This window comes from Acidobacteriota bacterium (assembly GCA_016196035.1).
Classification (GTDB): domain Bacteria; phylum Acidobacteriota; class Blastocatellia; order RBC074; family RBC074; genus JACPYM01.
In genome coordinates, this window is record JACPYM010000135.1 from 51,079 (window position 1) to 64,773 (window position 13,695).

11 protein-coding genes and 2 pseudogenes are annotated in these 13,695 nt (G+C 59.3%); 8 read left to right on the top strand and 5 right to left on the bottom strand.

Annotation, left to right across the window (positions count from 1 at the left end):
- Nucleotides 1-134: 134 nt before the first annotated feature.
- The 7 genes from HY011_36215 to HY011_36245 all read left to right on the top strand — a co-directional run bounded on the left by HY011_36215 (nt 135) and on the right by HY011_36245 (nt 9,015).
- On the top strand, nt 135-2,489 hold the full coding sequence (locus tag HY011_36215) for a PD40 domain-containing protein (protein ID MBI3428399.1): 2,355 nt from the start codon (nt 135-137) through the stop codon (nt 2,487-2,489).
- A 79-nt stretch (nt 2,490-2,568) separates the two neighbouring features.
- A complete protein-coding gene (locus HY011_36220; protein MBI3428400.1) occupies nt 2,569-2,883 on the top strand; it encodes a hypothetical protein in 315 nt (104 codons plus the stop codon).
- The gene (locus HY011_36225; protein ID MBI3428401.1) at nt 2,871-4,175 is read left to right on the top strand and encodes an MBL fold metallo-hydrolase; all 1,305 of its coding nucleotides are present in this window, start codon (nt 2,871-2,873) and stop codon (nt 4,173-4,175) included. The genes HY011_36220 and HY011_36225 overlap by 13 nt, the downstream gene beginning before the upstream one ends.
- A 231-nt stretch (nt 4,176-4,406) precedes the next feature.
- On the top strand, nt 4,407-4,625 hold the full coding sequence (locus HY011_36230; GenBank protein MBI3428402.1) for a hypothetical protein: 219 nt from the start codon (nt 4,407-4,409) through the stop codon (nt 4,623-4,625).
- A 142-nt stretch (nt 4,626-4,767) separates the two neighbouring features.
- On the top strand, nt 4,768-5,586 hold the full coding sequence (locus tag HY011_36235) for an EcoRV family type II restriction endonuclease (GenBank protein ID MBI3428403.1): 819 nt from the start codon (nt 4,768-4,770) through the stop codon (nt 5,584-5,586).
- Nucleotides 5,583-6,527 carry a Dam family site-specific DNA-(adenine-N6)-methyltransferase gene (locus HY011_36240; GenBank protein ID MBI3428404.1) on the top strand — a complete coding sequence of 315 codons (945 nt, stop codon included), beginning with the start codon at nt 5,583-5,585 and terminating at the stop codon, nt 6,525-6,527. The genes HY011_36235 and HY011_36240 overlap by 4 nt, the downstream gene beginning before the upstream one ends.
- A gap of 31 nt (nt 6,528-6,558) precedes the next feature.
- Nucleotides 6,559-9,015: an ABC transporter permease gene (locus tag HY011_36245; GenBank protein MBI3428405.1), complete on the top strand. Its 2,457-nt coding sequence runs from the start codon at nt 6,559-6,561 to the stop codon at nt 9,013-9,015.
- 193 nt (nt 9,016-9,208) lie between these two features.
- Here HY011_36245 and HY011_36250 read toward each other — a convergent pair whose 3' ends face one another.
- The 5 genes and pseudogenes from HY011_36250 to HY011_36270 form a co-directional block, all read right to left on the bottom strand.
- Complete coding sequence (locus tag HY011_36250) at nt 9,209-10,804, bottom strand: putative Ig domain-containing protein (GenBank protein ID MBI3428406.1); 1,596 nt, start codon at nt 10,802-10,804, stop codon at nt 9,209-9,211.
- 361 nt (nt 10,805-11,165) lie between these two features.
- Nucleotides 11,166-11,450: pseudogene (locus HY011_36255) on the bottom strand (FG-GAP repeat protein).
- Between the two features lie 45 nt (nt 11,451-11,495).
- A pseudogene (locus HY011_36260) lies at nt 11,496-11,927 on the bottom strand (FG-GAP repeat protein).
- 75 nt (nt 11,928-12,002) lie between these two features.
- Nucleotides 12,003-12,269 (bottom strand): helix-turn-helix transcriptional regulator, encoded by a 267-nt coding sequence (locus HY011_36265; protein MBI3428407.1) that lies wholly within the window; start codon nt 12,267-12,269, stop codon nt 12,003-12,005.
- Between the two features lie 195 nt (nt 12,270-12,464).
- Nucleotides 12,465-12,602 carry a hypothetical protein gene (locus HY011_36270; GenBank protein MBI3428408.1) on the bottom strand — a complete coding sequence of 46 codons (138 nt, stop codon included), beginning with the start codon at nt 12,600-12,602 and terminating at the stop codon, nt 12,465-12,467.
- Nucleotides 12,603-12,747: 145 nt separating this feature from the next.
- On the opposite strand from HY011_36270, the gene HY011_36275 reads away from it, so the two are divergent.
- Nucleotides 12,748-13,575, top strand: coding sequence for a formylglycine-generating enzyme family protein (locus tag HY011_36275; protein MBI3428409.1), 828 nt, complete (start codon nt 12,748-12,750; stop codon nt 13,573-13,575).
- The last annotated feature ends 120 nt before the right edge of the window (nt 13,576-13,695 follow it).

The window sequence follows — 13,695 nt, forward strand, 5'->3', positions numbered from 1 at the left end:
CGCTTGTTTAGTAGTGGCGGTCTATACTTTTGACCTTGACAGAAAGTACTCGTGTGGAACTGGCAAAGTCTTTGCAGGTTGGCGGTAAAATTTCTGAAAAATTTATCGCGCGCCTGAAAAAATCCTGAAACGCGATGGATGTTCGGCATTTAGAGTCGCTTAAACCGAAAAGATCAGACGTACTTTACGAATTTGGCCCGTATGTCGTAGACGTGGCGAAGTCTGTCTTGTTACGCAATGACGAGGTTGTGCCGCTTGGGTTGAAGGCTTTTGAGGTTCTGTTAGTGCTGATCCAGCACCACGGCCAGGTGGTCATGAAGGACGAACTGCTCAGCCAGGTCTGGCCTGACACTGTCGTTGAAGAGAACAATCTGGCCCGCACCATTTCGGCCCTCAGAAAGGCGCTGGGGGAAAGCCTCGGCGCGCCGCAGTTCATTGCCACAATACCGGGGCGCGGCTATCGCTTCGTGGCCGATGTGCAGGAGGTCGAACATGTCAGCGAGCCCGTCCATCTGCCTTGGCAACCACGGTCAAACGGCCATTCAACTGCCCGTGATTTGAATTCGCCCAACGTCCCGGCCATTGCCGCTTTTGCTGATGAACGGCTGACCAAACAACTGCGCTATTACAAACTGGCGCTGGGAGCCGTGCTGTTTTTGCTGATTGCCGGAATCATGGCCGCGCTGGTGGTTCCACAACTTCGCCAACCGGCGCAGGTCTCGTTGCCACGCAAACTCTGGCAGTTGAGCTTCGACCCCGGTTTGGAAAGCGAGCCGACCTGGTCGCCTGACGGACGACTGATCGCTTACAGTTCGGATCGTTCCGGCAATTTTGACATCTGGGTGCAGCCCGTTGGCGAAGGCCAGCCTGTCCGCGTCACGACTTCAACAGCACACGACTGGCAGGCGGATTGGGCGCCCGAAGGCAATCGCCTCGTCTTCCGCTCTGAACGTGACGGCGGCGGGCTATACGTCGTGCCGGTGCTGGGCGGCAACGAACATAAGATTGCGTCTTTCGGTTACCGCCCGCGTTGGTCGCCCGACGGCACGCAAATTCTGTTTTACAGCTCTATTCTGCGCACTAACACGGCGGAGATTCCCAAACTCTATCTCGTCGGGCTGGACGGCAAACCGCCGCGCGAAGTGTTGACGGATTTTCTCACCGGATTCAAATCGTTCTGTGCGGCCTGGCATCCTGACGGTCAACGGCTCTCGCTGTGGGGAAATCACCTTAAACAAGGCAACGGATTCTGGACGATCCCGCTGGCAGGTGGCGCGCCAATCAAATCGGAGTTCACGGTGGCGGCGGCCCAACAGTTAAAAGAATCGGGCGTATATTTCAGTGGCTTTCAGTGGGCGTCTGACGCGGCGGCGCTCTATTTCGAAGGTGTTTCCGCGAGCGTGAAAAGCATTTGGAAAGTTGCCGTGGAAACAACCAGCCTGCGCTGGATCGCCGGCCCCGAACGCTTGACTGCGGGCGCGGGGTTAGACACAGATGTGGCGCTTTCGCGCAATGGCCGGAATGTGGCCTTTACTTCCCGCATTGAGCAAACCCGCCTCTGGTCATTTCCCTTTAACGCCGCCACCGGGAAGCTCGGCAACGCTGGCCAACCCATCACTACGGCAGGCACGGATGCGTATTTCCCCGACCTGTCCGCCGATGGCCGCAAGCTGGTGTTTGTGACCAATCGCGCTGGCAAGCGTGAACTGCGCGTCAAGTCGCTCGCTGACGGCAGCGAAACGATTTTGATCACCGATGATTTATCGCGTTCGTCGCCGCGCTGGTCGCGTGATGGCAAACGGCTGGCGTACAGCCGTGAAAATACGGCCAAATCGGTGAGCGCACAAAACCGTTGGGACATCGCCACCCTGCCGGTCGCGGGCGGCGACGAGCAAGTGCTGACCACGGCAGGCCCCTTGGTCGAACCGACCTGGGATTGGTCAACCGATGGCACACGTATATTAGTAGGCTTCATGCGCAGCACTCCGGTGCGCCGGTTGATCGGCACGATTCCGGTGTCGGCGGCCCCACACGCCGAAGCGCAAATGCATGTCGTCACGTCGCATCCGGACGAGAATCTCTATCAGGCGCGTTTTTCTCCCGATGATCGTTGGATCAGCTTTTGCACGGCCAAGATGAATCAAGCCGGCATCTCGACAATCTATGTCGTGCCGGCGGCGGGCGGTGAATGGACGCGCCTCACCGAGGGCCACAGCTTTGACGACAAACCGCGCTGGTCACCGGACGGGCGTATGCTCTATTTCATTTCCAATCGCACCGGTTTCTTCAACGTCTGGGGCATCCGTTTCGATCCGGTCACGGGCCAGCCTGTCGGCGCGCCCTTCCGCGTGACTCCCTTTGACAGCCCAAGCCAGATGATTCTTGAGGACGTGCGAATCATGGAACTGGCGCTGGCGGCTGACCGGCTAGTTCTGCCGTTGATGGAAGTCACCGGCAACCTCTGGATTCTGGAGAATGTCGGGCAATAAGCGCGTCGCGCTCAAGCGAGCGCCTCAACCAACAACCGTGAAAACACCGTTGCCAGCATTCCTTTTTCTGACCCTTGGATTGTGCTGTCTAACGCCGTCAACACCAGCACAGCGACAGCCCGACCTAACCGCGCTCACCGACGGTCACTTGCACGTCATCCTGGTCGGCACCGGCTCGCCACTGGCTGATGCCACGCGCGCCGCGCCAAACGCGCGCGCGTCAGCACGACCTAACACGCCGCGCCGCTCGAAGTCACCACATTCGCCGCAAATCGAAGCAGCGTTCACGCGCGGCGGCGCTGATGTATTCAAAGGCCAGGTTGTCATCAGCAAAGACGGGCCGCGCTTTGACCTGTCCGTGAAAACACAAGGAGCACCACAATGGAATTTCTGACCTGTCGTTTAGCGTTTCTGTCACTAACCTTGCTGCTGTCTGACGCACACGCGCAACAAGATCAAGTGCCCACCAATCCCATCACGCTGACCGCCGTCGGGCGCGACCAAACCAAAGCGACCAAAATCACCGACAACATTTATCAGGCCATCGGCTTCGGCAACACGTTTATGGTCACGACCCCGGCGGGCAACGTCATCATTGACACTTCGATTGCGTTCAACGCCGCGCTGCACACCAAACTGTTGCGCGCCGAAAGCAACGGCCCCGTCAAATACATCATCCTCACCCACGGCCACGGCGATCACACTGGTGGCGTGACAGCCTGGAAAGAACCCGGCACGCAGATCATCGCGCAAAAGAATCACGCCGAATTCATGCATTACCAGGCGCGGCTCAACGGCTTTTACGGCCTGCGCAACGCCGCCCAATTCGCCCGCGCCCTGCCGCCCGGCAACAGCGAATGGCCGGGCAATTACGGCGGCAAGATCGAACCGACGATCCTCTTTGACGACAAATACGAGTTCGAATTGGGCGGGCTGAAATTCAGCGTGCTGAGCACGCCGGGCGAGACGTATGACCACGCCACGGTGTGGATTCCGCAACTCAAGGCTGCGTTCATCGGCGACAACTACTACGATTCGTTCCCGAACATTTACACGCTGCGCGGCACGCAACCGCGCTGGGCGCTCGATTACGTTAATTCACTGAACAAGGTGCTGGCGCTCAAACCGGAAATCGTGATCCCTTCGCACGGCATGGCCATTCACGGCAACGCCGAGATCGTCAAACGGCTGACGCGCTATCGCGACGCCATTCAGTACGTGCACGATGAAACGGTCAAAGGCATGAACGCGGGCAAAGACGTCTGGACGTTGATGAACGAGATCAAGCTGCCGCCCGCGCTCGACATCGGCGAAAGCTACGGCAAACTCTCGTGGTCGGTGCGCGGCATTTACGAAGGCTACGTCGGCTATTTCGATCTGCAACCGGCGACGATGTACGAAACGCCGGTCACGGCGGTCTATCCCGAAGTCATAAAACTCGCAGGCGGGCCGGATGCCATTGCCAAACTGGCGCAGGCGCGCGCGGACGCCGGACAAGCGGTCGAGGCGCTGCATTTGAGCGAAATGGCGTTGACGGTGGATGGCAAACACCAAGCGGCGTTGCAGGCGAAGCTGAAGGCGCTGGAGACGTTGCGGGCACGGTGTAAGAACAGTAATGAGCGGGGGTGGCTGGATTTCAGCATCAATGGGGTGAAGAGTAAACTCGGCACTGGCGGCGTAAAGTAAACCTATCTGTTCAGTCCCAACGGGGCGCGATATGATAGCCCGGTGCAACGCACCGGGTGAGCGCGTAGAGATTTGCCAAGCCCCAACGGGGCGCAATAGTTATGTCGCCCCGTTGGGGCTTGCTTGATTTGACGGCCTGTTCCCAGGGCGATGCCCTGGGCTTCATTATGACGCCCCGTTGGGGCTGAGCAATTACGCATAAAAACAAGCGCTGCTGATTACGATTGGGCTATGTGCAATTTCATGACCTTCGACGAATGGATGCTGAAGAATCTGGCGGAAGATGCTGAGGAAGCGGCAGCGCTGCTCCGGCTGACGCTGGCTGAAGACCAGGATGACCCGCAAATCCTCCTGACATTGGTGCAGCGCATCGTGCGGGCGCGCGGCGGCATTGACGATTTGGATTTGAGTTTGGAAGAGAAGGCAGAATTGGCGAGCGCACTGAGCTGAAGTTTGGCGGCCCGCTCCACTACCGCAAGCTGCCTGAATCCAACTCGTTGAGGTAGCGGGATCAGTACCTGTGAAGTTGTGCGGGAATGGAAACGAAGCAAACTTTGTCCAACAGTCCGCGACATCTATAATCCGACGCCATATGGAAAATAAGAACGCAGCCGCGCAATTCCTCGAACTGCTCCAACAAGAAGCTGAGAGATTCAACTCCAGCGAGATGATGTCTACGCCGGATGGTGGTTGGACAGTCAAAGGGTTCATAGATGTTTTCAGGAACGTCTATACCATTTCCGGCGACACCAAAGTTGTCTCAAAGCTGATTGAGTTGATGCTGTTTCCGCATTTCCTGGCTTTCGCTGACAAACACAACCTCAAAGTTATCCCTGCACCTGAGCAAAACTACTATCCAGATTTGACCTTCGTAGATAATGCTGGCCGCAAGTTCGCGCTTGATCTCAAGAGTGCCTACCGGATTGATGAGAACACCGTCAGCGGGATGACGCTCGGTGCCTTCACTGGTTACTTTCGTGAGCGGCGCTCGGCCAAAAACATCACCTTCCCTTATGGCGAGTATGCTGGGCATTTTGTTTTAGGTGTCATTTACACGCGCGTCGCCATCAGACCCGATGAATTTAGGAGCCATACCCTTGATGAACTGGAAGAAATTCCTTCAGTCGTCAAAGACCTGCGCTTCTTCGTTCAGCCAAAATACCGCATCGCGCTTGATCGGCCTGGGAGCGGAAACACTAAAAACATTGGCGCGGTTGGCAAAACCGCTGCTTTGGTGAATGGCAATGGCCCATTTACGGATTTGGGTGAAGAGATTTTTGATGACTATTGGATGTTCTATCTGACCTCAGATATGGCGCGCAAAGCCGAGTTACCCAAGCCACCCTACAACAATCTGCCATCCTATTTTGCGTTTAAGCAACCCCCAGCCAAATCTGGAGGTGACGAATGATGCAGCTTCCACTAAAGATCACCCATGCCAAGGCTCCGCCAATCAAGTGCCAAGGGATCAAAACCAAACTCACGCCGTTTATCCTTAACAGCATTCTATGGAAACCGACCGATGACGCTCGTTGGGTCGAACCGTTTCTTGGCTCTGGTGTTGTGGCGCTCAATCTTGCTCCGCCCCGCGCGTTATTGACTGACACCAACCAGCACATCATTGCGTTTTATCAGGCCATCCAACGCGGCGAGTTTACCAGCAGCGCCGTGCGTGAGTTCTTGGTTACGGAAGGTGAAAAGCTGGCAGCCAAAGGTGCTGATTACTATTACGAAGTGCGCGAGCGTTTCAATACGCACGGCTCATCCTTCGATTTCTTGTTCCTGAATCGGTCTTGTTTCAATGGCGTCATGCGGTTCAATCGGCACGGCAAATTCAACGTGCCGTTTGGACATAAACCCCAACGCTTCGCGCCTGCTTACATCACGAAAATTGCCAATCAGGTAAATTGGGCAGCCAAACAAATGCGCGACAAAGACTGGAAATTTCGTGTGGCAAAGTGGGATGAAACGCTTGGTGCCGTGAAACCGGATGATTTTGTTTATCTCGACCCGCCTTACATTGGCAGACACACCGACTACTACAACACCTGGGATGAAGAAGAGGCTGCGCGCCTCGCAAAGGTTGCGCAAACTTTATCCTGCGGCTTCGCGCTTTCGATGTGGCTAGAGAACCGTTACCGCAAAAACGGCCATCTGGATGAATGTTGGGCGGGCTTGGAAGTGAGGGTTTGCTCGCACTTTTATCACGTTGGCTCGGTTGAGACATTGCGCAATGAAATTGACGAGGCCTTGGTGATCAAACCAAATTTTGCTACGCCGGACCTAGGCAAACAGAAAACGAAACGCAAAACAATCGTCAATCAACTTTCGCTGGGGTTCTCAGCGACATGAGTCACTGCTCAAATTTTGAGGTCAGATAACTATGGAAACTCTCTTTCACGATCTCTCCCACGCCCTCCGTCGCCTCACCCAAAACCCCGGCTTCACCGCCGTCGCACTGCTCTCGCTCGCCCTCGGCATCGGCGCGAACAGCGCGTTGTTCAGCGTCGCCAATGCGCTGCTGCTGCGTCCGCTGCCGTTCAAGGATGCTGACCGGGTGGCGATTCTGTGGAATCGTTCGCCGGGGTTGAACGTGGAGCAAGACTGGTTTTCGTTGGGCCAGTATCTGGACATCAAGCTCGAAAATCGCAGCTTTGAAGCGGTCGCCGTGGCGCGCGACAGCAGCTTCAATCTGACCGGCCAGGGGCAGCCGGAATATGTCGAGGGCGCGCGGGTGTCGTCTTCGCTGTTTCCGTTGTTGGGGGCGCAACCGGTGTTGGGGCGCGTGTTGACGCCTTCGGAGGACGAGAAGGGGGCCGCGCCGGTTGTGCTGCTTAGCTACGGCTTTTGGCAACGCCGTTTCGGTGGCGCGCGCGCTGTGCTGGGGCGCACGCTGACGCTGAATGACAACAACTTCACCATCGTGGGCGTCGTCGGGCCGGAATTCACGTTGAGCAAAGAGGTGTTGCCGACGGTGAACGGCATACGGCGGGCGGATGTGTTGTTGCCTCTGCCGATGAGCGCCGCTGACCGCAGCAATCGCGGCGGCGAGGATTTCAACATCCTCGCCAAGCTCAAACCGGGCGTGAGCTTCAAGCAGGCGCAGGCCGAGATGGACGCGCTGGCCGAACAGATGAAACGGCAGTATCCCGAAAGCTATCCGGCGAATGGGCGGCTGACGTTGAGCGTGGTACCGCTTTTGGAACAGGTCGTCGGCAACTTGCGGCTGGCGTTGTATGTGTTGCTGGGCGCGGTCGGCTTCGTGTTGTTGATCGCCTGCGCCAACGTGGCGAACCTGTTGCTGGCGCGGGCGTCCGTGCGGCAGAAAGAGATGGTGATTCGCGCGGCGGTGGGCGCGAGCCGGGCGCGCATCGTGCGGCAATTATTGACCGAAAGTGTCTTGCTGGGCGTGCTCGGCGGACTGCTGGGCTTGGGCTTGGCGTTGGTGGCTGGGCGTGCCTTGCGCGCGTTTGGGCCGGAGAATCTGCCGCGCTCGGGCGAGATTGGAGTGGATGGGCGCGTGCTGGCGTTTACGATTGCGGTGTCGGTGTTGACCGGTGTGATCTTCGGATTGTTGCCCGCGCTGCGCGAGTCGCGGGTGGATTTGAATGAAGTGTTGAAAGATGGCGGGCGCAGTGCGACGGGCGGTCACCAGCGCACGCGCAAGCTGTTGGTCGTGGTCGAAGTCGCGCTGGCGCTGGTGTTGCTGATCGGCGCGGGATTGTTGCTGCGCAGCTATGCGCACATTCTGCGCGCCAATCCGGGCTTCAATCCGAATAACGTTTTGGCGTTGCGCTTGACGCTGCCCGCGACGCGCTACGCGACGCCTGAGGCGGTTTACAACTTTTATAAACAACTCGGCGAACGCGTGCGGCAAGTGCCGGGCGTAGAGTTCACCGGCACCAGTTATGGCTTGCCGCTCAGCGCGACTTCGGCGGCGTGGGGGCCGGTGACGGTGGAAGGCTACGTGCCACGGGCGGCGAGCGAACTGATCATCTCGAACGAACGCTTTGTCAGTCCCGACCAGTTGCGCGCGCTGGGCATGCCGCTGGTCAAGGGCCGCCATTTCGACGAACGTGATGTGCGCAAGGAATTGGGCGGCACGTTGGACGTAACGCTGGTCAACGAAGCCTTCGCGCAACGTTTCTGGCCGGGCGAAGACCCGCTGGGCAAACATATTCAACGCAGCGGCAAAGGGCCGTGGCGCACAGTGGTCGGCGTGGTGCGCGATGCCAAAGAGGTCGCGCTGGAAAACGAACCGGCCCTCACGCTCTATCATCCGATTGACCAGTTCAACATCCGCACGCGCTATCTGGTTGCACGCAGTAGTAACAAACCTGAAGCACTGACCGCCGCGATCACCAGCGCTGTGCACGCGCTGGACGCCCAGTTGCCGGTGTATGAAGCGGCCACGCTGCAACGGCGCTTGCACAACGCGCTGGCGCAGCGCCGCTTTGCGCTGGTGTTGCTGGGTGTCTTCGCGGCGGTCGCGTTGACGCTGGCGGTACTTGGCATTTACGGCGTGCTGACCTATTGGGTCACGCAACGCACACACGAACTCGGCATACGCGTGGCGTTGGGCGCGGCACAGCGCGACATTGTGCGGTTGGTCATCCGGCAGGCGTTGGCGTTGGTGCTGCTCGGCGTCGGCCTCGGCTTGGCGGGCGCGTTGGCGTTGACGCGCGTGCTGGCGAGTTTGCTTTTCGGCGTCAGCACGACCGATGGGCTGACGTTCGCGGGCCTGGCGTTGTTGCTGGCCGCGATTGCGTTGCTGACGAGTTATCTGCCGGCGCGGCGGGCGGCGCGCGTTAATCCGCTGGTGGCCTTGCGCTGCGAATGAAGGGCGCTACACCGTTCAGCCGCAATTCCTTTGTCTGACAACGAGCCGCGACAGAGCTGCCACTCTGTCGCGGCTCGCAGGCTTTCAGCCTAAGCCGCTGTGGCTTTGGGTTGCTGCCGGGCCGCTCCTACATTGAGGCACGCACCGGCAGTGCGCGAAGCGCCGGTGCGTGCCCCTCTCTACCCAACCTTCATCAATTGATGACGACCGTGTAGCTCCGCATTCCGGCACAGTTGCTCGTGCCGGTTGCCGTGATCGTGAAGTTGTAAGTACCCGCCGCTGTCGGATAGCCGTAAAGCAGGCCCACCGTGCCGTATAAGGTCAGACCCGGCGGCAGACTGCCCGCCGTCAGTGCGTATGTGTAACTGCCCGTCGGCGCGGCCAGCGCGTAGCCGACATAGAGTTGGCCCACCCCACCCGAGGCCAAGGCCGCGAGCGTGATGCCGCCGCAACTGCCGCTGGCAAGCGTGCCGCTGTAGCTGCGACTGCCCGCGCAATTGTTCGTATCCGCCGCCCGGATCGTGAAGCTGTATGGCCCCGCCGCCGTCGGCGTGCCCGTGACCGCACCCGTTGTCGGGTTCAATGACAAGCCCGTGGGTAACGCGCCTGCCGTCACGGTGAAGCTGTAGCTCGCCGCAGGCGCGACAACGAGGCTTTGGTTGTAGGCCGTATTCAGGCTGGGCACGGGCAGGTCGGTGAGCGTGATGGTCGAGCACACAACCACCGCGCCGATAACGACCGTATAGTCGCGCGTCCCACCGCAGCCATTCGCCTCGTTCGCCTTGAGCGTGAAGTTGTAGCTGCCCGCTGTCGTCGGATAGCCGTAGACCAAACCGATTGTGCCGTACAAGGTCAGGCCCGGCGGCAGGCTGCCGGACATCAGCGTGTAGCTGTATGTGCCCGTTGGCGAGGCCGCTACACTGCCGACGTAGTTCTGGCCGACACTGCCCGCCGGCAAACTCGCCAGCGTAATAGTGGGGCAAGTGGGGCCGCAGAAGGGGCAAGCGAACAGCGTGACGAGATTGTTGACCGCGCGTCCGACCACCAGCCGGTCGCGCACCAGATCGTAGCTGAAGCTGCTGACCTCGCCGGTCACCGTGCCGACAAAGCTATTGGTCGAATCAATCAAACCGACCGTGCCGCCCGCGCCGTTGCCCAGCGTGACAGCGCGCGCGTTGACAATCGGCCCTGCCGACCCCGCTGGATTGTCCCAAGCGTTGCTGTAGACCAGATAGTGACCGTTGGCGAGCACCGTCAGCCCGCCGCTGCCGATCTGATCGCCGTCCGTGCCGCCGATGAGCGAGTTGGCCGCCGTCACCGGGCCGACCATGCCGGCCGCGCCATTGCCCCACGTCACCGCCCCAGCATCCGTCGCCACCATGGGATTGTCCCAACCCGGACTGGACACCACGTAATTGCCGTTGGTCAACCGCGCCACGGTGATGCCGATACGGTCCGCCGTCCTTGTGCCGACCAGCGAATTGGCGGCGGAGATCAGGCCCACCGTGCCCGTGCTGCTGCGCCGCACATACCAGACGCCGTCCGCGGGCCGCCAGACCGCCAAGTCCGCTTTCCCATCGCCATCGTAATCGCCCGGCACGATCACATCGTTGAAGGGTGCCAGCGCGGTGCCCCAGGCCGTCACTTGCGGCGTGCTGGTGGAACTCTTAAGCGCATACCAATTGCCTTCGTTGCCGCGCCAGACCGAGAAGTCGGTTTTGCCGTCGCCATCGAAATCGGCTTTGACTGAAACGGCGGGCGCAAGACGCCCCGAAGAAGTAGACGGCACCCGTTTCGTTATTCTTGGTATCCGCGCCAGCCACCAGCGTCCCCGCCACCAGCGCGACAGCGGCGCCAAAGCGGTCATTGGCCGTGCCATCGCTGGCGGTGAGCTTTTGCGCTTGGCCCCAATTGTCTGCGCCGCCCTGATTGCGCCGGAAAACATAAGCCGCGCCCGCGCCCGTTGCAGGGCTTCCGCCATTCGTCCAGCCCAGCTTGCCCGGGCGGTCAGGCGAAAGCCCCGGCGCACCTGCGACGACGGCATCAACACTGATGCCGACCACGAAGCCGAAGGCCTCATGCGCCACCGCATCGTTGGCAGTGAGTTTCTGGACTTGGCCCCAATTGTCTGCGCCGCCTTGATTGCGTGCGAACAGATACGCCGCGCCCGTAAAGCTATTTTTGAAGGGCGTGCCCACCACGAGCATGTCGCGGCTGAGCGCCAGGCTGGTGCCGAAGCGATCGTTGACCTCCGCGTCGCTGGCGCTCAGCCGCGTGACCAAACCCCAATTGTCGGCTCCGTCCTGATTGCGTTCGTGAATCGCGACCGCGCCTCTGGCGGCGTCGCTGCCGTTGAGGCCAAGCGCCACCGTGTCAGCGCTAATGGCGACCGCATAGCCGAATTGGTCATCCGGCGCGGGGAACCCGGCGGTCAGCTTTTTGACTTCGCCCCAATTGTTCGCGCCGCCTTGGTTGCGCGCGAAGATATACGCCACACCTGAATTGCCGTTCTTTCTGAGTGCCCCGACGATCACGGTGTCGCCGCTGAGCGCCGCCGCGGAACCGAATTGGTCAACCGCCACGCCATCGCTGGCCGCCAGTTGCTTGAACTCAGTAAACAGCGCATTGCCCGCCGCCGCCGCGAACCGCGCGACCCGTGCTCTTTCAGGTAATCCACCGCGGCCTGCCCTTGCAAAGCGGGCAATGGTGGCGGGACCGGGGCCGCGCTGGTCCCGCGCACAAGGTGGCCGGTTGTCAGCCACGCTGCTACCAACAAAGAAAGCAACGCGAGCCAACTTAAACGCAGAGAAAAGGAATGCTTGGTCATTCGCACGATGTGTCCTCAGAAAAGAGATAAGGTTCGACGCAATAGGTTCGGCAAGTTGCTGAACTTGCCAGGCATTGGCATCCACACGAGTTTTTCCACTAAATCAGAACAACCAAGCTTGGTACATTCATGCTTCATTGGGTGCGCCAGCACACGGTGTTCAGAGTTCCGCTTGATGTTTGAGCGCGAACTTAATCAAGGCGTGACTGCCGTGGAGGTCGAGTTTGGCGCACATGCTGGTGCGGTAATTTTCGACGGTGCGGTAGTGGATGCCGAGGTCGTCGGCGATTTCCTTGCTGGTTTTGTAATCGGCGATGAGGCGCAGGATGCGGCGTTCGGTGGGACTTAGGTCGGCCAGATTGGATTGATAAGTCGCGGGTTGCGGCGCGGGTTGGGTTTGTTGAAAGAGATAAAAGGCACAATCCAAAGGTGATGCGGGAAAGCGGCTTGCTCATAACCCTATCATCGCACGCCTCTGACAGCCTGGCGAGAACGTGGCCTTCACCAGTCCGGCCCTGCGCATCAGCGCCGTGGCGAAAAAACCGTAGGCACGCGCCCCTTGATTTCAGACGATTTGGCAAATCGTCCCACCCTTTCTCCGTACACTGCATTGAAGTCCGCTCTAATTGACGATGACCGTGTAACTCCGCGTTCTGGTGCAACCGTTCGTGTCAGTCGCCGTGATCGTGAAGCTATAACTGCCCGCTACAACCGGATAGCCGTAAACCAGTCCAATTGCACCAGCCTTATGCACAGGCAATCAACCAGTCCATAATTGGAAGAGTCAATTTCAATGATCTTACATTCGTTCGATGGCAAGGGTCTGGCAGCACCAAAGATTACGGCCAGTGACTGAACGCCGACTGGCACAACATTGCGAATATCTGCTGTTTTCCGGTTGTCTTATGTTTCCCAAATCAAGCAGCAAACTTTCATTCACCGGCTGTCTCTGCCTCAGCTTGTGGTTCGCGGCTTGCCACCGGACAACCAAGCCAGCAACGCCGCTGACCTGGAACGAACCCGCCACGCACATGCAATTCGTCTTGCTCCCGGCGGGCCGTTTCGTGATGGGTTCGCCACTTGCCGAGGCCGAGCGCGAGGCGCAAGAGCGACCGCATCCGGTGCAAATCTCGCGCCGTTTTTATCTGGGCAAATATGAAGTCACACAGGCCGAATGGACGCAGGTGATGGGTGACAATCCGAGCCATTTCAAAACCTGTGGCGCGCGTTGCCCCGTTGAGCGCGTCAACTGGCATCAGGTGCAGGAATTCATTGCCAAACTCACGCGTATGTCCGGCGGCGCCAAATTTCGTTTGCCGACCGAAGCCGAATGGGAATACGCCTGTCGCGCGGGCACGCAAACGCCCTTTAACACTGGCGCGAATCTAACCACGGCCCAAGCCAACTATCAGGGCGAATTCCCCTCTGCCGGTTTCCCAGCGGGTGCGAATCGTGGCGGCACCGCGCCAGCGGGCAGTTATGCGCCCAATGCCTGGGGCCTTTACGACATGCACGGGAATGTTTGGGAGTGGTGCCAGGACTGGCGCTGCGATTATCCGGACACGGCGGTGGTTGATCCCGTCGGCAATTGCCGCGCGGAATTCAAAGTGATTCGCGGCGGCAGTTGGTGTTTCAACGCGGCCAGCGCCCGTTCGGCGTTGCGCTACACCCATCGTCCGCAAGATTTGGGTTACAGTTTGGGGTTTCGCCTCGTCCGCGTGATAGCCGAATAGGGGTGTGCTTAGCACAACCTGCCGAGCATTCGTTTCTACACAAGTCTGACGCTCTGTGTCTTTGCCCTGCAAGGGCAGCATTCAATAGCCGTGGGCAACGCCCACGGTAGGCCGTCAGCA

Bases quoted from the DNA above. Each gene is read 5' to 3' on its own strand.
- HY011_36215 (MBI3428399.1), top strand. From the start codon at position 135: ATGGATGTTCGGCATTTAGAGTCGCTTAAACCGAAAAGATCAGACGTA.
- HY011_36225 (MBI3428401.1), top strand. From the start codon at position 2,871: ATGGAATTTCTGACCTGTCGTTTAGCGTTTCTGTCACTAACCTTGCTG.
- HY011_36230 (MBI3428402.1), top strand. From the start codon at position 4,407: ATGTGCAATTTCATGACCTTCGACGAATGGATGCTGAAGAATCTGGCG.
- HY011_36235 (MBI3428403.1), top strand. From the start codon at position 4,768: ATGGAAAATAAGAACGCAGCCGCGCAATTCCTCGAACTGCTCCAACAA.
- HY011_36240 (MBI3428404.1), top strand. From the start codon at position 5,583: ATGATGCAGCTTCCACTAAAGATCACCCATGCCAAGGCTCCGCCAATC.
- HY011_36245 (MBI3428405.1), top strand. From the start codon at position 6,559: ATGGAAACTCTCTTTCACGATCTCTCCCACGCCCTCCGTCGCCTCACC.
- HY011_36275 (MBI3428409.1), top strand. From the start codon at position 12,748: ATGTTTCCCAAATCAAGCAGCAAACTTTCATTCACCGGCTGTCTCTGC.